Raw genomic sequence first — 22374 nt, forward strand, 5'->3', positions numbered from 1 at the left:
GATTGCCTCAACCTGATGAGCGCCCGTTTCCGGGCGCCTGGATTACAGTTTCTTGGCTTTCTCGATCGCTTCTTCGATGCCGCCGACCATGTAGAACGCTTGTTCTGGCAGGTGGTCGTAGTCACCGTTGAGGATGCCTTTGAAGCCAGCAATGGTGTCTTTCAGGGAAACGTATTTACCCGATGCACCGGTGAAGACTTCAGCCACGAAGAACGGCTGCGACAAGAAACGCTGGATCTTACGAGCACGGTTTACCAACTGCTTGTCGGCTTCCGACAGCTCGTCCATACCCAGGATCGCAATGATGTCCTTCAGTTCTTTGTAACGCTGCAGCACGTACTGAACGCCGCGAGCGGTGTCGTAGTGCTCCTGGCCGATCACGTTCGGGTCCAACTGGCGCGAAGTCGAGTCGAGTGGATCGACCGCTGGGTAGATACCCAGGGAAGCGATGTCACGGGACAGAACGACGGTGGCGTCCAAGTGGGCGAAGGTGGTCGCTGGCGACGGGTCGGTCAAGTCATCCGCAGGTACGTATACCGCTTGGATCGAAGTGATCGAACCTTCTTTGGTCGAAGTGATACGTTCTTGCAGAACGCCCATCTCTTCGGCCAGGGTCGGCTGGTAACCTACTGCCGAAGGCATACGGCCCAGCAGTGCGGATACTTCAGTACCGGCCAAGGTGTAACGGTAGATGTTGTCGACGAACAGCAGAACGTCGTTACCTTCGTCACGGAACTTCTCGGCCATGGTCAGGCCGGTCAGTGCTACGCGCAGACGGTTACCCGGCGGCTCGTTCATCTGACCGTAAACCAGTGCCACTTTGTCCAGAACGTTGGAGTCCTTCATCTCGTGGTAGAAGTCGTTACCCTCACGGGTACGCTCACCCACACCGGCGAACACGGAGTAACCGCTGTGCTCGATGGCGATGTTACGGATCAGTTCCATCATGTTTACGGTCTTGCCTACACCGGCACCACCGAACAGACCGACTTTACCGCCCTTGGCGAACGGGCAAACCAGGTCGATAACCTTGATGCCGGTTTCCAGCAGGTCGTTGCCGCCAGCTTGTTCCGCGAACGAAGGTGCTGGACGGTGAATGCCCCAACGCTCTTCGGTGTCGATCGGACCCGCTTCGTCAATCGGGTTGCCCAGTACGTCCATGATCCGGCCCAGGGTCGCTTTACCGACCGGTACGGAGATGGCTGCGCCAGAGTCGACAACGTCCAGACCGCGCTTCAAGCCTTCGGTGGAACCCATCGCAATGGTACGAACTACGCCGTCGCCCAGCTGCTGCTGAACTTCCAGAGTAGTGTCCGCGCCTTGTACTTTCAGCGCGTTGTAGATGCTCGGTACGCTGTCGCGTGGAAATTCCACGTCGATAACGGCGCCGATGATTTGAACGATACGTCCGCTACTCATAGCTGGATCCTCTGAATATTTGAACCGTTAAACCGCGGCAGCGCCGCCGACGATTTCCGAGATCTCTTGGGTGATCGCAGCCTGACGCGCCTTGTTGTAGATCAGCTGCAAATCGCTGATCAGATCACCGGCGTTATCGGTAGCGTTTTTCATCGCGATCATCCGCGCCGCTTGTTCAGCTGCGTTGTTCTCGACCACCGCCTGGTACACCTGCGACTCCACGTAGCGCACCATCAAGCCGTCAAGCAGCTCTTTGGCGTCTGGTTCGTAGAGGTAGTCCCAGTGGTGCTTGAGTTCCTGATCCGGAGTCGCCACCAGTGGAATCAATTGCTCCACGGTTGGCTGCTGGGTCATGGTGTTGATGAACTTGTTGGATACCACGGAGAGGCGGTCAATCCGGCCTTCCAGGTATGCATCCAGCATCACCTTCACACTGCCGATCAAATCATTGATCGACGGCTCTTCACCCAGGTGGCTGATAGCTGCTACGACGTTGCCGCCGAAGTTGCGGAAAAAGGCCGCACCCTTGCTACCAACAACACACAGATCGATCTCGACGCCTTTTTCGCGGTTTACCGCCATGTCCTTGACCAGGGCCTTGAACAGGTTGGTATTCAAACCACCGCACAAACCACGGTCACTGCTCACAACCACATAACCCACACGCTTAACTTCGCGGTCGATCATGAAGGGGTGGCGGTATTCCGGGTTGGCGTTGGCCAGATGCCCAATTACCTGGCGGATACGCTCCGCATAAGGACGGCTAGCAGCCATGCGCATTTGTGCCTTGCGCATTTTGCTGACCGCCACTTTTTCCATGGCGCTGGTAATTTTTTGCGTGCTTTTGATGCTCGCAATCTTACTGCGAATCTCTTTTGCGCCTGCCATGTAACACCTATCAGGTTAGCAAGCGGGAGCCTTGCGGCTCCCGCTGCGGCTTACCAGGTTTGGGTGGCCTTGAACTTCTCGATACCGGCTTTGAGGCCAGCGTCGATTTCGTCATTGAAGTCACCCTTCACGTTGATCTTGGCCAACAAGTCGGCGTGATCGCGGTTGAAGTAAGCAATCAGCGCTTGTTCAAAGCTGCCGACCTTGGCGATTTCGACGTCAGTCAGGAACCCACGCTCAGCGGCATACAGCGACAACGCCATGTCAGCGATCGACATTGGGGCGTATTGCTTCTGCTTCATCAGCTCGGTAACGCGCTGACCATGCTCAAGTTGCTTACGGGTCGCTTCGTCCAGGTCAGAAGCGAACTGGGCGAATGCCGCCAGTTCACGGTACTGAGCCAGAGCGGTACGGATACCACCGGAGAGCTTCTTGATGATCTTGGTCTGAGCGGCACCACCCACACGGGATACCGAAACACCGGCGTTCACTGCAGGACGAATCCCTGAGTTGAACATGGCCGATTCCAGGAAGATCTGACCGTCGGTGATGGAAATCACGTTGGTCGGAACGAACGCGGAAACGTCGCCAGCCTGGGTTTCGATGATCGGCAGTGCGGTCAGGGAACCGGTTTTGCCGGTCACTGCGCCGTTGGTGAACTTCTCTACGTACTCTTCCGAAACGCGGGATGCGCGCTCCAGCAGACGGGAGTGGAGATAGAACACGTCGCCTGGGTAAGCTTCACGGCCTGGTGGACGGCGCAGCAGCAGGGAAATCTGGCGGTAAGCCACTGCTTGCTTGGACAGATCGTCATAAACGATCAGCGCGTCTTCACCGCGGTCGCGGAAGAATTCACCCATGGTGCAACCGGCATACGGTGCCAGGTATTGCAGTGCAGGCGATTCCGAAGCACTGGCAGCCACGATGATCGTGTTTTTCAGTGCGCCGTTCTCTTCCAGCTTGCGAACCACGTTGGCGATGGTCGATTGCTTCTGACCGATGGCTACGTAGACGCAGAAAATGCCGCTGTCTTTCTGGTTGATGATCGCGTCGATCGCCAGAGCGGTTTTACCGATCTGACGGTCACCGATGATCAGCTCACGCTGGCCACGGCCGACTGGGATCATGGCATCGACAGCCTTGTAGCCAGTCTGTACAGGCTGGTCTACCGACTTACGCCAGATCACGCCTGGAGCAACTTTCTCGACCGCGTCGGTCTCGGTGTTGCCCAGTGGACCTTTGCCGTCAACAGGGTTACCCAGTGCGTCGACTACGCGACCCAGCAGTTCCTTACCAACCGGAACCTCCAGGATGCGGCCAGTGCACTTGGCGCTCATGCCTTCAGCCAGAGACTGGTAAGCGCCCAGGATAACGGCACCTACGGAGTCCTGCTCCAGGTTGAGGGCCATACCGAAGACGCCGCCCGGAAACTCGATCATCTCGCCGGACATTACGTCGGCCAGACCGTGAATCCGCACGATACCGTCAGATACGCTGACGACAGTGCCTTCGTTACGGGCTTGGGAGGTCACATCGAGCTTGTCGATGCGGCCCTTGATAATTTCACTTATTTCGGAAGGATTGAGTTGCTGCATTGCTCTGCTGCCCCTTCAAACTCAAGATTTCAATGCTTCGGCAAGATTCGCGAGTTTGCCGCGAATCGAGCCATCGATAACCAGGTCGCCGGCGCGAATGACAATGCCCCCAATGAGGGATTTGTCTTCCGCAACTTGCAGGCGCACTTCCCGGTCGAGTCGTGCACTGAGAACCTTGGCGAGTTTGTCTTGCTGTTCTTGGTTCAATGCAAAAGCACTGGTCACTTCAACGTCTACCGACTTCTCTTGCTCGGCCTTGTACAGGTCGAACAGAGCGGCAATCTCCGGCAGAAGCAGGAGACGGTCGTTTTCGGCAACGACGTGGATGAAGTTCTGTACCTTCACATCGAACTTGTCGCCGCACACTTCAATAAAAGTGGCGGCCTTGTCTGCGCTCGTCAGTCGCGGGGCCTTGAGCACGCGCTGCATGGTGTCGTCTTGCGACACTGCTGCAGCCAGGCCGAGCATGGCTGACCAAGAGGCCAGCTGCTGGTGGGCCTGGGCGTGCTCGAAGGCTGCCTTAGCGTAAGGTCGGGCCAACGTGGTCAATTCTGCCATGATCGCCCTCGCTTAAATTTCAGCAGCCAGTTTGTTTACCAGCTCCGCGTGCGCGTTTTGATCGATTGTGGCACCCAGGATCTTCTCAGCACCGCCGACGGCCAGAGCACCCAGTTGGGCACGCAGCGCATCTTTGACACCGTTCAGTTCCTGCTCGATCTCGGCCTGAGCCTGAACCTTCACACGGTCAGCGTCGATACGGGCTTTTTCAACAGCCTCTTCAACGATCTGGTTACCGCGTTTCTTGGCTTGCTCAATGATTTCGGCTGCTTGAGCTTTCGCTTCGCGCAGTTGCTGACCCGCTTTATCTTGGGCCAACTCCAGGTCGCGAGCTGCTCGTGCTGCAGCGTCCAGCCCATCCGCGATCTTCTTCTGACGTTCGTGCAGAGCTGCGATGACCGGAGGCCATACGAACTTCATGCAGAAAACGACAAAAATCAAGAACGCTAAGGACTGACCAATAATGGTTGCATTAATGTTCACGCCAATACCTCGCTCATTCGTTGCACAACACACCAATCACTCGAAAAGACGAGTGATTAACCGGCGAGTTGACCAACGAAAGGGTTCGCGAAGGTGAAGAACAGAGCGATACCAACACCGATCATGGTCACGGCGTCGAGCAGGCCGGCGACGATGAACATTTTAACTTGCAGCATTGGAACCATTTCTGGCTGACGCGCTGCGCCTTCCAGGAACTTGCCGCCCAGCAGGCCGAAACCAATGGCAGTACCCAGGGCGCCCAGGCCGATCAACAGTGCAACAGCGATAGCGGTTAGACCAACTACAGTTTCCATCTTTCCTCCCGACTTTTACGTCGTATGGTTTAGGTTTTTTAGATTTTAAAGCGGTAAAACAAATCGTTTCATAGCCCGGTAGGGCCTACCTTCCCGTTTGACCGGGAAGGACATCAGACTAGTCGAGACTGGTCTTAATGGTTCTCTTCGTGCGCCATCGACAGGTAGACGATGGTCAGCATCATGAAGATGAAGGCCTGCAGGGTGATGATCAGGATGTGGAACACAGCCCACGCCCACTGCAGAACAATGCCCAGGCCGCTAAGCCAGAGCAGGCCGCTGCCGAACATCACAGCGATCAGAATGAACACCAGCTCGCCGGCATACATGTTGCCGAACAGTCGCAGAGCCAGGGAAATCGGCTTGGCGATCAGGGTCACGAATTCCAGCAGGAAGTTCACCGGGATCAGCAGGGCTTGAACGAAGATGTTCTTGCTGCCGAACGGGTGCAGGGTCAGTTCACCGATGAAGCCGCCGATGCCCTTGATCTTGATGCTGTAGAAAATGATCAACGCGAAGACCGACAGGGCCATGCCCAGGGTAGCGTTCGGGTCAGTGGTCGATACGGCACGGAATGGAATGTGCGGGTCGCCGCTGATCGCCATGGCCAGCTGAGGAATCCAGTCAACCGGGATCAGGTCGACGGCGTTCATCAGGAATACCCAGACGAAGATGGTCAGTGCCAGCGGTGCGATCACCGGGCTACGGCCATGGAAGCTGTCTTTCACGCTGCCATCGACGAATTCGACCAGTACTTCAACGAAGTTCTGCAAAGCACCTGGTTGACCGGACGTCGCCTTCTTTGCCGCCATGCGGAAAATGAAGACGAAGATCAGACCCAATGCGACCGACCAGCCCAGAGTATCCAGGTGGAAAGCCCAGAAGCCCATCTCTTTGGCCTCTGCTGCGGAGTGGGCAAAGCCCCAGCCGCCATTAGGAAGCTGACCGAAGGTCAAGTTCTGCAAGTGGTGCTGGATATAGCCCGAAGCGGTTGTTTCTGCCATGGTTGCCTCAAACGCCCTAAGGTTTCGAAAGTCTTGTTTTCATTAGCAGGGGAGCGAACCAGCTGACCAGTTGGGTCAACACGAAGACGCCGAATACAGCCAGCGGCGCCAATGGCTTCACACCTGCAAAGGTCAGTGCAAACAGCACTGCCGTCAAAATCAGTTTCCCTGCCTCGCCGGCATAAAATGACCGGACGATAGCCTGGGCTGCTCGGGCGCCGGAAAACCGAAAGGCCCTGTGAGCAAAATACATATTGGGCAGCAAGGCTATCAGGCCTCCGCAGAGTCCTGAATATCCGGCAACGACTCCATGCCAATACCAAAGCGCCAATGCGGCGATCAGCAAAATGACAAATTGAGCCAATAAAACCGGAAAAACGGCCAAGCGATGGAACGGCAACGTGTTTGGCGTGCGGGTTTCCATCACTCTTGCTCCTCAATGGTCGGCTGCCGGAAATCAATAACTTGGCATAATTTGTGCCGACAAAATGCGCGCAGAGTATAGGGGCGGTTCTGCCCCTATTCAACTGTCGGGTAGTGATTTCCGATCACACGCTACATAAGCAAATGTTTCAGCGGATGTGGGCAAGGACGCCCTGAAGCTCATCGAGCGAGTTATAACCGATGACCAATTGCCCTTTGCCTTTCTTGCCGTGGCGAATTTGCACCGCAGAGCCCAGGCGCTCGGCCAGGCGCTGCTCGAGACGGGCGATATCCGGATCAGGTTTGGCCGTTTCAACCGGTGCAGGTTTGCCGCTGAGCCACTGGCGAACCAGCGCCTCGGTCTGGCGAACGGTGAGCCCCCGTGCGACAACGTGTCGCGCCCCTTCAACCTGTTGATTTTCCGGCAAACCGAGCAAAGCACGGGCGTGGCCCATCTCCAGGTCGCCGTGGGACAACATGGTCTTGATGACTTCCGGCAGCGCAATCAGGCGCAGCAAGTTGGACACAGTCACACGGGATTTACCCACCGCCTCGGCCACTTGTTGCTGGGTCAGCTGGAACTCCTGCTGCAAACGCTGCAGGGCGATCGCTTCTTCGATCGGGTTGAGGTCTTCGCGCTGGATGTTTTCGATCAACGCCATGGCGATGGCGGTTTCATCCGGTACGTCGCGCACCATCGCCGGGATGGTTTCCTTGCCGGCCTGCTGGCTTGCGCGCCAGCGCCGCTCACCGGCGATGATTTCAAAGCGGCCGCCGCCAATCGGGCGCACCACGATCGGCTGCATCACGCCTTGGGCCTTGATCGAATTGGCCAGCTCTTCCAGCGCCTGGGGGTCCATGTCCCGGCGTGGCTGGTATTTGCCGCGCTGGATCAGGTCCAGCGGCAGGTGCTGCAACTCGCGCTCGTCGGCCTGCACCGCTTGTTCTTCAAGCGATGTGACGGTCGGACCACTCAACAGTGCATCCAGTCCACGTCCGAGACCTCGTTTCTTGACGGCCATGGGGATTCCTTAAGTTGGCTGGGCTGCAGCGGTGCGTGAGTTGCGGCGTTGGCGGCGAACCATCTCGCCGGCCAGGGCCAGGTAGGCAATGGCGCCACGCGAGGACTTGTCGTACGCCAGCGCGGGCATGCCGTAGCTTGGCGCTTCGGCCAGACGGATGTTGCGCGGGATCACGGTGTCGTAAAGCTGATCACCAAAGTGTTCCTTGAGCTGCGCCGACACATCGTTCATCAGGCTCAAGCGCGGATCGAACATGGTCCGCAGCAGGCCTTCGATCTGCAGGTTCGGGTTGAGCAACTCGGCGATACGCTTGATGTTATCCACAAGGTCGCTCAACCCTTCCAGTGCGTAGTACTCGCACTGCATGGGGATAATGACCCCATCGGCGGCCACCAGCGCATTCAAAGTCAGCATCGACAGTGACGGCGGGCAGTCGATCAAAATGTAGTCGTAATTCTCGCGGATCGGCGCCAAGGCGCTACGCAGACGGCTTTCCTTCATCTGCATTTCCAGCAGCACCACTTCCGCCGCGGTCAAATCGCGGTTGGCCGGCAGCAGTTGATAACCGCCGTGTTCGGAGTAGTGCATGGCCTGGGCCAGGTCGCACTCGCCAATCAGCAAGTCGTAGACCGAGTTTTCCAGGCCGTGTTTATCCACACCGCTACCCATGGTGGCGTTGCCCTGTGGATCGAGATCGATCAACAGCACCCGGCGCTTGGTGGCGACCAGGGATGCTGCGAGGTTGATGCAGGTGGTGGTTTTGCCCACGCCACCTTTCTGGTTCGCTATCGCGAATACCTTAGCCATTCTTGCTTGTGTTCCCAATCATGCCGTGCGGCGCAGTATCAGCAGATGGCGTTGGCCTTGGCAACCGGGTACAGCCAAGGCGTGTTCGCTATCGAGGTGGAAGTCTGCCGGCAATGCTAACAGCTCATCGCTTGGATGGACGCCCTTCATTGCCAGCCAGCGGGTATCGCGGTCGCCGAGGTGGCGGGTCCAGTTGCTGAAGTTCTCCATGCTGCTGAACGCCCTGGAAACAATTCCGTTGAAAGGCTGTTCAGGCGTGAAGGCTTCGACGCGACTGTGGATAACTTGCAGGTTGTCCAGCTTGAGTTCGAGTTTGACCTGGGTCAGGAAGCGGGTTTTTTTGCCGTTGCTGTCCAGGCAGGTCACTTGGGACTCGGGAAACAGGATGGCCAGGGGAATCCCCGGCATGCCACCGCCACTGCCGACGTCGAGCCAGCGACCGTTCTCGATGAATGGCATCACGCTCAAGCTGTCGAGCAAGTGACGAGACACCATTTCGTCGGGATCACGCACCGCGGTCAGGTTGTAAGCCTTGTTCCATTTGATCAACAACGCCAAATACCCCAACAGCAACTCGTGCTGGGTTTCGGTCAGGTCGACATCCAATTGGCGCGCGCCTGTGGATAACTCTTCTGCGTGTTGCGAGGTGACCAACGAACTCAAGCGCTTTGCTCCAACTGACGGCCCGCGCCGCGTTTTTTCAAATGAATCATCAACAGCGAAATGGCTGCCGGGGTGACGCCGGGAATACGTGAAGCCTGGCCCAATGTCTCGGGACGAGTTATCCCCAGCTTGCTCTGGATTTCTTTCGACAGCCCGGAAATTCCGGTGTAATCGATATCCGCAGGCAGCTTGGTGTCTTCACTGGCGCGCAGGCGAGCGATCTCATCCTGTTGGCGGTCAATGTAACCGGCGTATTTGGTCTTGATTTCGACCTGCTCGGCGACCTGTGGATCTTCTGCGCCCTGGCCGGTCACTTCGACCAGACCAGAGTAGTCGATTTCCGGACGGGACAGCAGGTTGAGCAAGTTGTATTCGTGGGTCAGCGGCGTGCCGAATTTTTCAGCGATCGCGTCGCCTTGTTCAGTGCCAGGTCGAACCCAAGTGCTTTTCAGGCGCTGCTCTTCCAATGCAATGCTTTCGCGTTTTTTGCAGAAGGCTTCCCAACGCACATCATCGACCAGTCCGAGTTCGCGACCTTTTTCGGTCAAGCGCAGGTCGGCGTTGTCTTCACGCAGGATCAAACGGTATTCCGCCCGGGAAGTGAACATCCGGTACGGTTCCTGGGTGCCCAGGGTAATCAGGTCATCGACCAATACGCCGATATACGCTTCGTCGCGACGCGGGCACCAGCTGTCTTTGCCCTGTGCACGCAATGCAGCGTTGGTCCCGGCCAGCAAACCTTGGGCGCCGGCTTCTTCGTAACCGGTGGTGCCGTTGATTTGGCCGGCGAAGAACAGCCCGCCAATCACTTTGGTTTCCAGGCTGTACTTCAGGTCGCGCGGGTCGAAATAGTCGTATTCGATGGCGTAGCCCGGACGCACGATGTGTGCGTTTTCCATGCCGCGGATCGATTGCACGATCTGGATTTGCACGTCGAACGGCAGGGAAGTCGAAATGCCGTTCGGGTACAGCTCATGGGTGGTCAAGCCTTCGGGCTCGATGAACACCTGGTGGCTTTCCTTGTCGGCAAAGCGGTGGATCTTGTCTTCGATCGACGGGCAGTAACGCGGGCCGATACCTTCGATCACCCCGGAGTACATCGGCGAACGATCGAGGTTCGCGGCAATGATTTCGTGGGTGCGGGCATTGGTGTGGGTGATCCAGCAGCTCACCTGTTTCGGGTGCTGCTCTTTGGAGCCCATGAACGACATGACCGGAATCGGCGTATCTCCGGCTTGTTCGGTCATCACCGAGAAATCCACAGAACGCCCGTCGATACGCGGCGGAGTCCCGGTTTTCAGGCGGCCGACACGCAGCGGTAATTCACGCAGGCGTTTTGCCAAAGCAATCGACGGCGGATCACCAGCGCGACCGCCGGAATAGTTCTGCATACCAATGTGGATAAGTCCGCCGAGGAACGTGCCGGTGGTCAACACCACGGATTCCGCGAAGAAACGCAGGCCCATTTGCGTGACAACACCGCGTACCTGGTCTTGTTCGACGATCAGATCATCTGCGGCTTGTTGAAATATCCACAGGTTCGGCTGGTTTTCCAGGGTTTCGCGCACGGCCGCCTTGTACAGGATGCGGTCGGCTTGAGCTCGGGTAGCCCGTACGGCTGGGCCTTTGCGGCTGTTGAGCACACGAAATTGAATACCACCCTTATCGGTGGCCATAGCCATCACGCCGCCAAGGGCATCGATTTCCTTGACCAGATGGCTTTTGCCGATCCCACCAATAGCGGGGTTGCAACTCATTGCACCGAGGGTCTCCACGTTGTGCGTGAGCAACAGGGTTTTTACGCCCATGCGTGCTGACGCCAGTGCTGCCTCGGTACCGGCATGACCGCCGCCGATGACGATCACTTCAAAACGGGAAGGGAAATCCACCACGCACCTCGTGCCTGCTTATGTAGGTAATCAGGAATTGTCTGTTGAAAGAGTTTTAGAGCTTTGGCGGCAAGTATAGGGACTTAGCCCTTCCTAAAGAACCCTTTGCACAAAATTTAACCAGCTGTGGATGAATCACAGACAATAGAAATTAAAAGAGAGAAATTTATTAGATCTTTGTTTTTATGTTTATTTCTATGTAGCTACCTTTCTGTGGATAGATCTCTACAGGCCTTTGTTCACCTTGTGTACAGCGATTCAAAAGTCTGTGGTCATGTGCCAATGAGGGGCTTGGATAAGTGCTTTAAGCCTGTGGATTAAACAGGCGCTTATCCACAGGCGGGTTTTTACTCAGGTTTCAGGCCCTGTTATCAACTGGGCACAGAGGCGGTTATTCACAGGGCTTAATCCACAGAAAAGTGCCAACACGACCAAATTACGCCCACGCAAAAGCCGCCACAACCTGGGTGGTCATTCAAAAAATGGATTGGAATGCCCTGAAGTGGGCGAAATAGACAGGCGCGAATGGCCTGTCTATGGGAAACGAGGGGTTATTTACCGATGCAGAAGCTGGAAAAGATCCGCCCCAGTAAATCGTCGGAGCTGAATGCACCGGTGATTTCACCCAATAGCTGCTGCGCCTGACGTAAATCTTCAGCCAGCAGCTCCCCTGCGCCCGCCAAGGTCAGCTGTGCCCGGCCGTGCTCCAACGCTGCGCTCGCATGGCGCAACGCCTCCAGATGCCTGCGGCGTGCACTGAAGCTGCTTTCTGAGGTCTGCTCGTAGCCCATGCAGGCCTTGAGGTGCTCGCGCAGCAGTTCCAGGCCATCCCCCGCTGCTTTAGCGCTCAGGCTGATGGTGACATGGCCATCAGTGCTGGTTTCCATGGCAATGGCTTCCCCGGTCAGGTCGGCCTTGTTACGGATCAAGGTGACTTTGGCGGGGTCCGGCCGTTGCTCGAGGAATTCCGGCCACAGTGCAAAAGGATCCACAGCCTCGGGCGCGGTAGCATCGACCACTAACAGCACTCGATCCGCCTCGCCAATGGCTTTGAGCGCACGTTCCACGCCTATCTTTTCCACCTGGTCATCGGTATCACGCAAGCCGGCGGTGTCGACCACGTGCAGGGGCATGCCATCGATGTGGATATGTTCACGCAAGATATCCCGCGTCGTGCCAGCAATCTCGGTGACGATCGCCGCTTCACGCCCCGCCAGGGCGTTGAGCAGGCTGGATTTGCCGGCATTGGGCCGACCGGCAATCACCACGGTCATGCCATCGCGCAACAAAGCGCCCTGCCCGGCTTCACGCAGTACTGTGGATAACTCATCGCGCACTTTATCCAGCATCGCCAAGACGTGGCCATCAGCGAGAAAGTCGATTTCTTCCTCCGGGAAATCAATCGCCGCCTCGACGTAGATACGCAGGCTGATCAACTGCTCGGTCAGGTTATGCACACGCAGGGAAAACGCGCCCTGCAGCGAACGCAGTGCATTGCGTGCCGCCTGTGCAGAACTGGCTTCGATCAAGTCAGCAATGGCTTCGGCCTGGGCCAGGTCGAGTTTGTCGTTCAGGAAGGCGCGTTCACTGAACTCTCCTGGGCGAGCCAAGCGGCAGCCCAATTGCAGGCAACGCTGCAACAACATATCCAGCACCACCGGGCCGCCGTGACCTTGCAGTTCCAGGACATCTTCGCCAGTGAATGAGTTTGGTCCAGGGAAGTAAATGGCCAGCCCCTCATCCAACACACTTTTGTCGACATCGAGGAATGGCCCGTAATGGGCATATCGCGGCTTCAATTCGCGGCCGCTGATAGCCTCGGCCGCCTTGCCGGCGAGCGGTCCGGAGATACGTACGATACCGACACCGCCGCGACCTTGAGCGGTAGCGACAGCAGCGATGGTTTCACGAGGAGCGCTCATCAGCAGGTTCCAGAACTAAAGTGACGGAAAGCAAAACGCCCCACTAGGGGGCGTCTTGAGTGGTTATCCACAGAGTAAATTACGCAGAGGCTTTTGCGGTAGCCGCTTCGATTTTACGCGTGATGTACCACTGTTGAGAGATCGACAACACGTTGTTGACCACCCAGTACAGAACCAGACCCGCTGGGAACCACAGGAAGAAGAAGGTGAAGATGATTGGCATCATTTTCATCACCTTGGCCTGCATCGGATCCGGCGGAGTCGGGTTCAAACGCTGCTGGATGAACATGGTCGCGCCCATGATGATCGGCAAGATAAAGAACGGGTCTTTGATCGACAGGTCAGTTATCCACAGCATGAACGGTGCCTGGCGCATTTCCACGCTTTCCAGGAGTACCCAGTACAGCGACAGGAATACCGGCATCTGCACCAGAATCGGCAAGCATCCACCCAGCGGGTTGATCTTCTCTTTCTTGTACAGCTCCATCATGGCCTGCGACATTTTCTGCCGGTCATCGCCATGTTGTTCTTTCAGCGCCGCCAGTTTCGGGGCCACGGCACGCATGCGCGCCATCGACTTGTAGCTGGCTGCCGACAGAGGGAAGAAGATCCCCTTGATCAGCATGGTCAGGAAGATGATCGAGAAGCCCCAGTTACCCACAATGCTGTGGATATGTTGCAGCAACCAGAAAATCGGCTGGGCGATGAACCACAGGAAGCCGTAATCCACAGTCAGTTCCAGACCTGGGGACAACTCTTTCAGCACAGCCTGGCTTTTCGGGCCGGCGTACAGGGTAGCGCTGGTTTCAGCCTTGGCACCGGGTGCGACGGTCAACGCCGGGCCAGTGAAGCCAATGATGTAGTTGCCTTGGCTGTCCTTGCGGGTTTGAACCAGGTTCGCGTCACCCTTGCTCGGGATCCATGCGGTCACGAAGTAGTGTTGCAGCCAGGCTACCCAACCACCTTGGACGGTTTCTTTCAGCGAGCCCTTGTCGATATCTTTCATCGACACTTTTTTGTACGGCTCGTTACTTGTCCACAGGGCGGCGCCCAGGTAAGTCGCGGTGCCGGTGGCAGTGCTGGAAGAAGGATCGGAACTGGCGTCACGCTTGAGCTGGGCAAACAGGTTGCCGCTCCATGGTTTGTCGCTTTCGTTGTCGATCAGGTAAGTGACCTTCAAGTCGTACAGACCACGGGTAAAGCTGAAACGCTTGATGTAGTTGACGCCGTCGAGGCTGAATTTCAGGTCAACGTTCAACTGGTTCTGGCCATCAGCCAGTTGATAAGTCTTCTGCTCCGTCGAATAAACCGGACGACCGGTAGCACGAGCATCTGGACCGTTGGTGCCGGTCAGGCCACTTTGCGCCAGATAAGTACGTTCACCACCGTTATCGAACAGTTGGAACGGAACATCCGGATGGTCTTGGCGACGTGGATACAGCGGCAGTTTCAACTGCGCGATATCACCACCTTGTGGGTCGATAGCCAGGTCAAGCACATCCGTTTTGACATGGATGAGGTCTTTATTGGTGACCACTGGCGTTTCTAAAGGGGCGCTTGTCTCGCCATTCGCGCTGGGAACATCGGCACTCGCGGACGCATTGTTACCCAGCGGGGTGTCCGGAATAGCCGGCGCAGCCTGATTGGTAGCAACATTCTGAGTCGGCAGGGCAGCTTGGCCATAGTCCTGGTTCCACTGAAGAACCATGACGTAGGACACGATTGCCAGGGCGACGATCAGGATCGTGCGTTTAATATCCATGATTACTCGGCCATCGAAGAAGAACGGGAGGTAGGGATAGGTGGAACCGGGTCATAACCACCGGGATTCCACGGATGACAGCGACCTAAACGACGAAAGGTCAGCCAGCCACCGCGCAGAAGACCATGATTTTCTATGGCCTCTAACGCGTAGCAGGAACAACTGGGATAGAAACGACAGTGGTTGGCCATCAGAGGACTAATGGCATAGCGATAAAACTGGATCGGAACGAGGGCCAGTTTACGCATCGGTACTGTCTACCCCTACAGTTTCGGTGTTGGCTACTGGAGCTGGTTTGTTGGTACGCGCCAGACGTTTCCAGAGCTTGCCGAAATGCTGAATCAATTCGGGGTTTTCTACATCACCCAAGCCTTTGCGCGCGACGATAACAATATCCCAACCAACCAGAGTGTCCTGGTGGAGGCGAAACGATTCGCGCATCAGACGCTTGAGGCGATTGCGCTCAACGGAGAGCTTTACGCTCTTCTTGCCGATCACCAACCCGAGACGGGGGTGATCAAGATCGTTGTTACGCGCAAGGAGCAGGAGATTTTTCCCCGGAACCTTGCCGGTGGGGGAGTCAAAGACTGCCTTGAAATGCCGGGGGGTTAGCAGACGCTTTTCCCGACTGAAGTCCTGACTCACCACCAGTACCGGATTATCAAACTGCCAGACGCGCACGACCTTTGGCGCGGCGACGCGACAGGACAGCACGGCCGTTCTTGGTGGCCATGCGAGCACGGAAGCCGTGGGTACGGGCGCGTTTGATGGTGCTTGGTTGGAAAGTACGTTTCATGGCGTTGTTACCTGGTTCGTCCACAACGGGCCGGAATGGCCCCCGTTTTAAGAGACCGGCGATTCTAGAGAAAGCAAGCCTCTAGGTCAATTTCCAACCAGCTTTTCCTTTAATTAGATATCTACCGCCCATCTGCCTTTTCTGTCCGCTCGGCTTTCCCTGGTCAGGGCATAGATATAAAAATAAAGAAGGAAGTTATTTAAAGCTTTTCTGTAAAGCTTATAAAAGCTAGGCAGGCCCTCATCTGTGGATAACTGCCTTGAGGCCATATTCCACCTGATGTACAGAGAATGACAACACGGGGGAGAAACGGTGCTCTGCCTGTGCTGCGCTGTCGGATAAGCTGTGTGTGGAATGGGTTGTTATCCACAGGCCAGTTACCCACATACTTTCGCCCCCACTTGTACAACGACCTTAGGTAGGCTTATCCACAGAGCTTATGCACATACCATTGGTCGCCTTTATTACCGTTAAGACGTTGATTTTGGCCGGCCTGTGATCAAGCTACATGTGGATAAGTGGGCGGCTCGCCGCTACAATGGCGGCTGTTTTTGCCTCACCGGCTTTCAACTTAGGGGATATCCGTGTCAGTGGAACTTTGGCAGCAGTGCGTGGAGCTTTTGCGCGAAGAGCTGCCTGCCCAGCAATTCAACACCTGGATCCGTCCGCTACAGGTCGAAGCCGAAGGCGACGAGTTGCGTGTCTACGCGCCCAATCGTTTTGTTCTCGACTGGGTCAACGAGAAGTACCTGAGCCGCGTTCTCGAATTGCTCGATGAACATGGCAACGGCCTCGCGCCTGTTCTCTCTTTATTAATAGGCAGCAAACGTAGCTCGGCGCCTCGCGCTGCGCCGAATGCGCCATTGGCCGCGGCTGCGTCGCAAGCCCAGGCGGCAGCAGCACCTGCTGTCAGTGCGCCGACGCCTGCACCAGTGCCCTCCAAGTCTTCTGCGCAAAAAAATGCAGTAGAGAATGAAGAGCCGTCTCGCGACAGCTTCGACCCGATGGCAGGCGCAGCCTCCCAGCAAGCCCCGGTCCGCGCCGAGCAGCGCACCGTGCAGGTCGAAGGCGCGCTCAAGCACACCAGCTACCTGAACCGCACCTTTACCTTCGAGAACTTCGTCGAAGGTAAGTCCAACCAGCTGGCTCGCGCCGCCGCCTGGCAGGTCGCCGACAACCCCAAGCACGGTTACAACCCGCTCTTCCTTTATGGCGGTGTTGGCTTGGGTAAGACCCACTTGATGCACGCTGTGGGTAACCACCTATTAAAGAAGAACCCGAATGCCAAGGTCGTGTACCTGCACTCGGAGCGCTTCGTGGCTGACATGGTCAAGGCCTTGCAGCTCAACGCCATCAACGAGTTCAAACGGTTCTACCGCTCGGTTGATGCGTTGCTGATCGATGACATTCAATTCTTTGCCCGCAAAGAGCGTTCCCAGGAAGAGTTCTTCCACACCTTCAACGCCCTGCTCGAAGGTGGCCAACAGGTCATCTTGACCAGCGACCGTTATCCGAAAGAAATCGAAGGCCTGGAAGAACGTCTGAAATCTCGCTTCGGCTGGGGCCTGACCGTTGCGGTAGAGCCGCCGGAGCTGGAAACCCGCGTTGCGATCCTGATGAAAAAAGCCGACCAGGCCAAGGTCGACTTGCCCCACGATGCGGCGTTCTTCATCGCTCAACGCATCCGCTCCAACGTGCGTGAGTTGGAAGGCGCGCTCAAGCGGGTCATCGCGCACTCTCACTTCATGGGCCGCGACATCACCATCGAGCTGATTCGCGAATCCCTGAAGGACTTGCTGGCACTGCAGGACAAACTGGTGAGTGTGGATAACATCCAGCGCACCGTGGCCGAGTACTACAAGATCAAGATTTCCGACTTGCTGTCCAAGCGCCGTTCGCGCTCGGTGGCACGTCCTCGGCAGGTGGCCATGGCGCTCTCCAAAGAGCTGACCAACCACAGCCTGCCGGAAATCGGTGATGTGTTTGGCGGACGCGACCACACTACTGTCTTGCACGCGTGCCGCAAGATCAATGAACTTAAGGAATCCGACGCGGATATTCGCGAGGACTACAAGAACCTGCTGCGTACACTGACCACTTGATGACACCAGCGCAGCTTATTAAGGCAAGGGACTAGACCATGCATTTCACCATTCAACGCGAAGCCCTGTTGAAACCCCTGCAACTGGTCGCAGGCGTCGTCGAGCGCCGACAGACCTTGCCGGTGCTTTCCAACGTATTGCTGGTAGTCGAAGGCCAGCAATTGTCCTTGACCGGTACTGACCTGGAGGTCGAGCTGGTTGGTCGTGTGCAGCTGGAAGAGCCCGCCGAACCCGGCGAGATCACCGTTCCGGCGCGCAAGCTGATGGACATCTGCAAAAGCCTGCCGAACGATGCGCTGATCGACATCAAGGTCGATGATGCGAAGTTGGTGGTCAAGGCCGGCCGCAGCCGTTTCACCCTGTCCACGTTGCCGGCGAATGATTTCCCGACAGTGGAAGAAGGCCCTGGCTCGCTGACCTGCAGCCTGGAGCAGAGCAAACTGCGTCGTTTGATCGAGCGCACCAGCTTCGCCATGGCCCAGCAGGACGTGCGTTACTACCTCAACGGCATGCTGCTGGAGGTGTCGGAAGGCATCATCCGCGCCGTGGCTACCGACGGTCACCGTCTGGCCATGTGCTCGATGCGCGCCGATATCGGTCAGCCGGACCGTCACCAGGTGATCGTACCGCGCAAAGGTATCCTTGAACTGGCACGCCTGCTCACCGAGCCGGAAGGCAACGTCAGCATCGTGTTGGGCCAACACCACATTCGCGCGACCACCGGTGAGTTCACCTTCACCTCCAAACTGGTTGACGGTAAATTCCCGGATTACGAGCGCGTGCTGCCTAAAGGTGGCGACAAGCTGGTACTGGGTGATCGTCAGGCGCTGCGTGAAGCGTTTAGCCGTACCGCGATTCTGTCCAACGAGAAGTACCGTGGTATTCGCCTGCAACTGGCCAATGGTCAGCTGAAAATCCAGGCGAACAACCCGGAGCAGGAAGAAGCGGAAGAAGAAGTGGGCGTCGACTATAACGGTGGTTCCCTGGAAATCGGCTTCAACGTGAGCTACCTGCTGGATGTACTGGGTGTGATGACCACCGAACAGGTTCGCCTGATTCTGTCGGACTCCAACAGCAGCGCCCTGGTACAGGAATCCGACAACGACGACTCGGCGTACGTTGTCATGCCGATGCGCCTGTAATCATGTTCAGCAGAAGCTAGATGTCCCTCAGTCGCGTCTCGGTCACCGCGGTGCGCAATCTGCACCCGGTGACCTTCTCCCCCTCCCCCCGCATCAATATCCTCCACGGCGCCAACGGCAGTGGCAAAACCAGCGTGCTGGAAGCCATTCACCTGCTGGGGCTTGCCCGATCCTTCCGCAGCGCTCGCTTGTTACCGGTGATTCAGTACGAGCAATTGGCGTGCACTGTGTTTGGCCAAGTCGAACTCGCTGAAGGTGGGCACAGCAGTCTGGGGATATCCCGTGATCGCGGCGGAGAGTTCCAGATTCGCATTGACGGGCAAAATGCACGCAGTGCTGCGCAGTTGGCAGAGATCCTGCCGCTGCAATTGATCAACCCCGACAGTTTCCGTCTGTTGGAAGGCGCACCAAAAATCCGCAGGCAGTTCCTCGACTGGGGAGTGTTCCACGTGGAACCGCGTTTCATGGCCACTTGGCAGCGCCTGCAGAAGGCCCTGCGGCAGCGGAACTCATGGCTGCGGCATGGTACACTTGACGCCGCTTCGCAAGCGGCCTGGGACCGGGAACTGTGCCTGGCCAGCGATGAAATAGATGAATACCGCCGTGCCTATATCAAAGCCTTGAAACCAGTCTTTGAACAGACCTTGAGTGAGTTGTTGGATCTTGAGGGGCTGACGCTGAGTTACTACCGTGGTTGGGATAAAGAACGTGAGCTGAGTGCAGTGCTCGCGACGTCCCTGCAGCGGGATCAGCAAATTGGCCATACCCAGGCCGGACCCCAACGGGCTGATTTGCGTCTTAGATTAGGTGCTCACAATGCCGCGGACATCTTGTCCCGTGGTCAGCAGAAGTTGGTGGTGTGTGCATTGCGTATCGCCCAGGGCCATCTGGTTAGCCAGGCCCGACGCGGTCAGTGTATTTATCTGGTGGATGACTTGCCGTCGGAGCTCGACGAGCAACACCGCCGCGCACTATGCCGCTTGTTGGAAGAATTACGCTGCCAGGTGTTTATCACCTGTGTAGACCACGAATTATTGAGGGAAGGCTGGCAGACGGAAACGCCAGTCGCTTTGTTCCACGTGGAACAAGGCCGTATCACCCAGACCCACGACCATCGGGAGTGAAGGCATGAGCGAAGAAAACACGTACGACTCGACCAGCATTAAAGTGCTGAAAGGTTTGGATGCCGTACGCAAACGTCCCGGTATGTACATTGGCGACACTGATGACGGTAGCGGTCTGCACCACATGGTGTTCGAGGTGGTCGACAACTCCATCGACGAAGCTCTGGCCGGTCACTGCGACGACATCAGCATCATCATCCACCCGGATGAGTCGATTACCGTGCGCGACAACGGTCGCGGCATTCCGGTAGACGTACACAAAGAAGAAGGCGTTTCGGCGGCAGAGGTCATTATGACCGTGCTCCACGCAGGCGGTAAGTTCGACGACAACTCCTACAAAGTCTCCGGTGGTTTGCACGGTGTAGGTGTGTCTGTGGTGAACGCCCTTTCCGAAGAGCTGATCCTGACCGTGCGCCGCAGTGGCAAGATCTGGGAACAGACCTACATCCACGGTGTTCCAAAAGAGCCGATGAAAATCGTCGGTGACAGCGAAACCACCGGTACGCAGATCCACTTCAAGCCATCGGCAGAAACCTTCAAGAATATCCACTTCAGCTGGGACATCCTGGCCAAGCGGATTCGTGAACTGTCCTTCCTTAACTCCGGTGTGGGTATCGTCCTCAAGGACGAACGCAGCGGCAAGGAAGAGCTGTTCAAATACGAAGGCGGCCTGCGTGCGTTCGTTGAATACCTGAACACCAACAAGACTGCGGTCAACCAGGTGTTCCACTTCAACATCCAGCGTGAAGACGGCATCGGCGTGGAAATCGCCCTGCAGTGGAACGACAGCTTCAACGAGAACCTGTTGTGCTTCACCAACAACATTCCTCAGCGCGACGGTGGTACTCACTTGGTGGGTTTCCGTTCCGCACTGACGCGTAACTTGAACACCTACATCGAAGCCGAAGGCTTGGCCAAGAAGCACAAAGTCGCCACCACCGGTGACGATGCGCGTGAAGGCCTCACCGCGATTATCTCGGTAAAAGTGCCGGATCCCAAGTTCAGCTCCCAGACCAAAGACAAGCTGGTGTCTTCCGAAGTGAAGACTGCCGTGGAACAGGAGATGGGCAAATACTTCTCCGACTTCCTGCTGGAGAACCCGAACGAAGCCAAGCTGGTCGTCGGCAAGATGATCGACGCCGCACGTGCCCGTGAAGCCGCGCGTAAGGCCCGTGAGATGACTCGCCGTAAAGGCGCGCTGGATATCGCCGGCCTGCCAGGCAAACTGGCTGACTGTCAGGAGAAGGACCCTGCCCTCTCCGAACTGTACCTGGTGGAAGGTGACTCTGCTGGCGGTTCCGCCAAGCAGGGTCGTAACCGTCGCACCCAGGCCATCCTGCCGTTGAAAGGTAAGATCCTCAACGTCGAGAAGGCTCGCTTCGACAAGATGATTTCTTCCCAGGAAGTCGGCACCTTGATCACGGCATTGGGCTGCGGTATTGGCCGTGACGAGTACAACATCGACAAACTGCGTTACCACAACATCATCATCATGACCGACGCTGACGTCGATGGTTCGCACATCCGTACCCTGCTGCTGACCTTCTTCTTCCGTCAGTTGCCGGAGCTGATCGAGCGTGGCTACATCTACATCGCTCAGCCGCCGTTGTACAAAGTGAAAAAGGGCAAGCAAGAGCAGTACATCAAAGACGACGACGCCATGGAAGAGTACATGACGCAGTCGGCCCTTGAAGATGCCAGCCTGCACTTGAACGACGAAGCACCGGGCATTTCCGGTGAGTCGCTGGAACGTCTGGTAAACGACTTCCGCATGGTGATGAAGACCCTAAAGCGTCTGTCGCGCCTGTACCCTCAGGAACTGACCGAGCATTTCATCTACCTGCCGGCCGTCAGCCTTGAACAGTTGGGCGATCACGCAGCGATGCAAGATTGGCTGGCTCAGTACGAAGTGCGCCTGCGTACTGTCGAGAAGTCTGGCCTGGTGTACAAAGCCAGCCTGCGTGAAGACCGTGAACGTAACGTCTGGCTGCCAGAGGTCGAGCTGATCTCCCATGGCCTGTCGAACTACGTCACCTTCAACCGCGACTTCTTCGGCAGCAATGACTACAAGACCGTGGTGACCCTGGGCGCTCAACTGAGCACCCTGTTGGACGACGGCGCTTATATTCAGCGTGGCGAACGCAAGAAGCAGGTCAAGGAATTCAAGGAAGCCCTTGATTGGCTGATGGCGGAAAGCACCAAGCGCCACACCATCCAGCGATACAAAGGTCTGGGTGAAATGAACCCGGATCAGTTGTGGGAAACCACTATGGACCCGGCACAGCGCCGCATGCTGCGTGTGACCATCGAAGACGCCATTGGCGCGGACCAGATCTTCAACACCCTGATGGGTGATGCGGTCGAGCCTCGTCGTGACTTCATCGAAAGCAATGCCCTGGCGGTGTCCAACCTGGACTTCTGATCCCGGTAAGCCTGCCAAACTAAAAAGGCCAACGCTTAG

Annotated in this window: 21 protein-coding genes; 4 read left to right on the forward strand and 17 right to left on the reverse strand. The window is 56.8% G+C overall.

Annotation, left to right across the window (positions count from 1 at the left end; genetic code table 11):
* Nucleotides 1-42: 42 nt before the first annotated feature.
* The 17 genes from atpD to rpmH form a co-directional block, all read right to left on the reverse strand.
* Complete coding sequence (gene atpD / locus HX793_RS28550) at nt 43-1419, reverse strand: F0F1 ATP synthase subunit beta (RefSeq protein WP_010207684.1); 1377 nt, start codon at nt 1417-1419, stop codon at nt 43-45.
* A gap of 27 nt (nt 1420-1446) precedes the next feature.
* Nucleotides 1447-2307, reverse strand: coding sequence for a F0F1 ATP synthase subunit gamma (atpG, locus tag HX793_RS28555; RefSeq protein ID WP_010207685.1), 861 nt, complete (start codon nt 2305-2307; stop codon nt 1447-1449).
* A 50-nt stretch (nt 2308-2357) separates the two neighbouring features.
* Nucleotides 2358-3902 carry a F0F1 ATP synthase subunit alpha gene (gene atpA / locus HX793_RS28560; protein WP_010207686.1) on the reverse strand — a complete coding sequence of 515 codons (1545 nt, stop codon included), beginning with the start codon at nt 3900-3902 and terminating at the stop codon, nt 2358-2360.
* Nucleotides 3903-3923: 21 nt separating this feature from the next.
* Nucleotides 3924-4460: a F0F1 ATP synthase subunit delta gene (locus tag HX793_RS28565; RefSeq protein WP_010207689.1), complete on the reverse strand. Its 537-nt coding sequence runs from the start codon at nt 4458-4460 to the stop codon at nt 3924-3926.
* Between the two features lie 12 nt (nt 4461-4472).
* A complete protein-coding gene (locus HX793_RS28570) occupies nt 4473-4943 on the reverse strand; it encodes a F0F1 ATP synthase subunit B (RefSeq protein WP_008439543.1) in 471 nt (156 codons plus the stop codon).
* A 56-nt stretch (nt 4944-4999) separates the two neighbouring features.
* Nucleotides 5000-5257: a F0F1 ATP synthase subunit C gene (atpE, locus tag HX793_RS28575; RefSeq protein ID WP_002555987.1), complete on the reverse strand. Its 258-nt coding sequence runs from the start codon at nt 5255-5257 to the stop codon at nt 5000-5002.
* Between the two features lie 134 nt (nt 5258-5391).
* Nucleotides 5392-6261 carry a F0F1 ATP synthase subunit A gene (gene atpB / locus HX793_RS28580; RefSeq protein WP_016978714.1) on the reverse strand — a complete coding sequence of 290 codons (870 nt, stop codon included), beginning with the start codon at nt 6259-6261 and terminating at the stop codon, nt 5392-5394.
* 16 nt (nt 6262-6277) lie between these two features.
* A complete protein-coding gene (locus HX793_RS28585) occupies nt 6278-6685 on the reverse strand; it encodes a F0F1 ATP synthase subunit I (protein WP_010565865.1) in 408 nt (135 codons plus the stop codon).
* A gap of 148 nt (nt 6686-6833) precedes the next feature.
* On the reverse strand, nt 6834-7706 hold the full coding sequence (locus HX793_RS28590; protein WP_016970690.1) for a ParB/RepB/Spo0J family partition protein: 873 nt from the start codon (nt 7704-7706) through the stop codon (nt 6834-6836).
* A gap of 9 nt (nt 7707-7715) precedes the next feature.
* The gene (locus HX793_RS28595) at nt 7716-8513 is read right to left on the reverse strand and encodes a ParA family protein (protein ID WP_016978715.1); all 798 of its coding nucleotides are present in this window, start codon (nt 8511-8513) and stop codon (nt 7716-7718) included.
* 18 nt (nt 8514-8531) lie between these two features.
* Entirely contained in the window at nt 8532-9176 is a 645-nt protein-coding gene (gene rsmG, locus HX793_RS28600) for a 16S rRNA (guanine(527)-N(7))-methyltransferase RsmG (protein ID WP_177096654.1), read from the reverse strand.
* Complete coding sequence (mnmG, locus tag HX793_RS28605) at nt 9173-11065, reverse strand: tRNA uridine-5-carboxymethylaminomethyl(34) synthesis enzyme MnmG (protein ID WP_177096656.1); 1893 nt, start codon at nt 11063-11065, stop codon at nt 9173-9175. Before mnmG ends, rsmG begins: the two co-directional genes overlap by 4 nt.
* A gap of 551 nt (nt 11066-11616) precedes the next feature.
* Nucleotides 11617-12987: a tRNA uridine-5-carboxymethylaminomethyl(34) synthesis GTPase MnmE gene (gene mnmE, locus HX793_RS28610; protein ID WP_177053913.1), complete on the reverse strand. Its 1371-nt coding sequence runs from the start codon at nt 12985-12987 to the stop codon at nt 11617-11619.
* A gap of 79 nt (nt 12988-13066) precedes the next feature.
* Nucleotides 13067-14749 carry a membrane protein insertase YidC gene (gene yidC, locus HX793_RS28615; protein WP_016978719.1) on the reverse strand — a complete coding sequence of 561 codons (1683 nt, stop codon included), beginning with the start codon at nt 14747-14749 and terminating at the stop codon, nt 13067-13069.
* Between the two features lie 2 nt (nt 14750-14751).
* Nucleotides 14752-14997, reverse strand: coding sequence for a membrane protein insertion efficiency factor YidD (gene yidD / locus HX793_RS28620; RefSeq protein WP_003213574.1), 246 nt, complete (start codon nt 14995-14997; stop codon nt 14752-14754).
* On the reverse strand, nt 14990-15394 hold the full coding sequence (rnpA, locus tag HX793_RS28625; RefSeq protein ID WP_016978720.1) for a ribonuclease P protein component: 405 nt from the start codon (nt 15392-15394) through the stop codon (nt 14990-14992). Before rnpA ends, yidD begins: the two co-directional genes overlap by 8 nt.
* Before the next feature lie 16 nt (nt 15395-15410).
* On the reverse strand, nt 15411-15545 hold the full coding sequence (gene rpmH / locus HX793_RS28630; protein ID WP_003213577.1) for a 50S ribosomal protein L34: 135 nt from the start codon (nt 15543-15545) through the stop codon (nt 15411-15413).
* A gap of 584 nt (nt 15546-16129) precedes the next feature.
* Between rpmH and dnaA the strand changes: the two genes are divergently transcribed.
* Genes dnaA through gyrB form a run of 4 tightly spaced genes read left to right on the forward strand, consistent with a single transcriptional unit; the run spans nt 16130 to nt 22335 of the window.
* Nucleotides 16130-17647, forward strand: a complete 1518-nt coding sequence (gene dnaA / locus HX793_RS28635; protein ID WP_177096658.1) for a chromosomal replication initiator protein DnaA — start codon at nt 16130-16132, stop codon at nt 17645-17647.
* A gap of 38 nt (nt 17648-17685) precedes the next feature.
* Nucleotides 17686-18789 (forward strand): DNA polymerase III subunit beta, encoded by a 1104-nt coding sequence (dnaN, locus tag HX793_RS28640; protein ID WP_016970682.1) that lies wholly within the window; start codon nt 17686-17688, stop codon nt 18787-18789.
* Nucleotides 18790-18809: 20 nt separating this feature from the next.
* Nucleotides 18810-19913 carry a DNA replication/repair protein RecF gene (gene recF / locus HX793_RS28645; RefSeq protein ID WP_012721452.1) on the forward strand — a complete coding sequence of 368 codons (1104 nt, stop codon included), beginning with the start codon at nt 18810-18812 and terminating at the stop codon, nt 19911-19913.
* A 4-nt stretch (nt 19914-19917) separates the two neighbouring features.
* The gene (gene gyrB, locus HX793_RS28650) at nt 19918-22335 is read left to right on the forward strand and encodes a DNA topoisomerase (ATP-hydrolyzing) subunit B (protein WP_016978723.1); all 2418 of its coding nucleotides are present in this window, start codon (nt 19918-19920) and stop codon (nt 22333-22335) included.
* Nucleotides 22336-22374 lie beyond the last annotated feature (39 nt).

Source organism: Pseudomonas reactans (assembly GCF_013387025.1).
Classification (GTDB): domain Bacteria; phylum Pseudomonadota; class Gammaproteobacteria; order Pseudomonadales; family Pseudomonadaceae; genus Aquipseudomonas; species Aquipseudomonas reactans.

Coding starts and splice junctions, on each gene's coding strand:
- mnmE (WP_177053913.1), bottom strand. CDS start 12,987: ATGAGCGCTCCTCGTGAAACCATCGCTGCTGTCGCTACCGCTCAAGGT.
- gyrB (WP_016978723.1), top strand. CDS start 19,918: ATGAGCGAAGAAAACACGTACGACTCGACCAGCATTAAAGTGCTGAAA.
- atpB (WP_016978714.1), bottom strand. CDS start 6,261: ATGGCAGAAACAACCGCTTCGGGCTATATCCAGCACCACTTGCAGAAC.
- recF (WP_012721452.1), top strand. CDS start 18,810: ATGTCCCTCAGTCGCGTCTCGGTCACCGCGGTGCGCAATCTGCACCCG.
- atpD (WP_010207684.1), bottom strand. CDS start 1,419: ATGAGTAGCGGACGTATCGTTCAAATCATCGGCGCCGTTATCGACGTG.
- atpA (WP_010207686.1), bottom strand. CDS start 3,902: ATGCAGCAACTCAATCCTTCCGAAATAAGTGAAATTATCAAGGGCCGC.
- HX793_RS28595 (WP_016978715.1), bottom strand. CDS start 8,513: ATGGCTAAGGTATTCGCGATAGCGAACCAGAAAGGTGGCGTGGGCAAA.
- HX793_RS28590 (WP_016970690.1), bottom strand. CDS start 7,706: ATGGCCGTCAAGAAACGAGGTCTCGGACGTGGACTGGATGCACTGTTG.
- yidC (WP_016978719.1), bottom strand. CDS start 14,749: ATGGATATTAAACGCACGATCCTGATCGTCGCCCTGGCAATCGTGTCC.
- HX793_RS28565 (WP_010207689.1), bottom strand. CDS start 4,460: ATGGCAGAATTGACCACGTTGGCCCGACCTTACGCTAAGGCAGCCTTC.
- rpmH (WP_003213577.1), bottom strand. CDS start 15,545: ATGAAACGTACTTTCCAACCAAGCACCATCAAACGCGCCCGTACCCAC.
- atpE (WP_002555987.1), bottom strand. CDS start 5,257: ATGGAAACTGTAGTTGGTCTAACCGCTATCGCTGTTGCACTGTTGATC.
- atpG (WP_010207685.1), bottom strand. CDS start 2,307: ATGGCAGGCGCAAAAGAGATTCGCAGTAAGATTGCGAGCATCAAAAGC.
- dnaN (WP_016970682.1), top strand. CDS start 17,686: ATGCATTTCACCATTCAACGCGAAGCCCTGTTGAAACCCCTGCAACTG.
- yidD (WP_003213574.1), bottom strand. CDS start 14,997: ATGCGTAAACTGGCCCTCGTTCCGATCCAGTTTTATCGCTATGCCATT.
- HX793_RS28585 (WP_010565865.1), bottom strand. CDS start 6,685: ATGGAAACCCGCACGCCAAACACGTTGCCGTTCCATCGCTTGGCCGTT.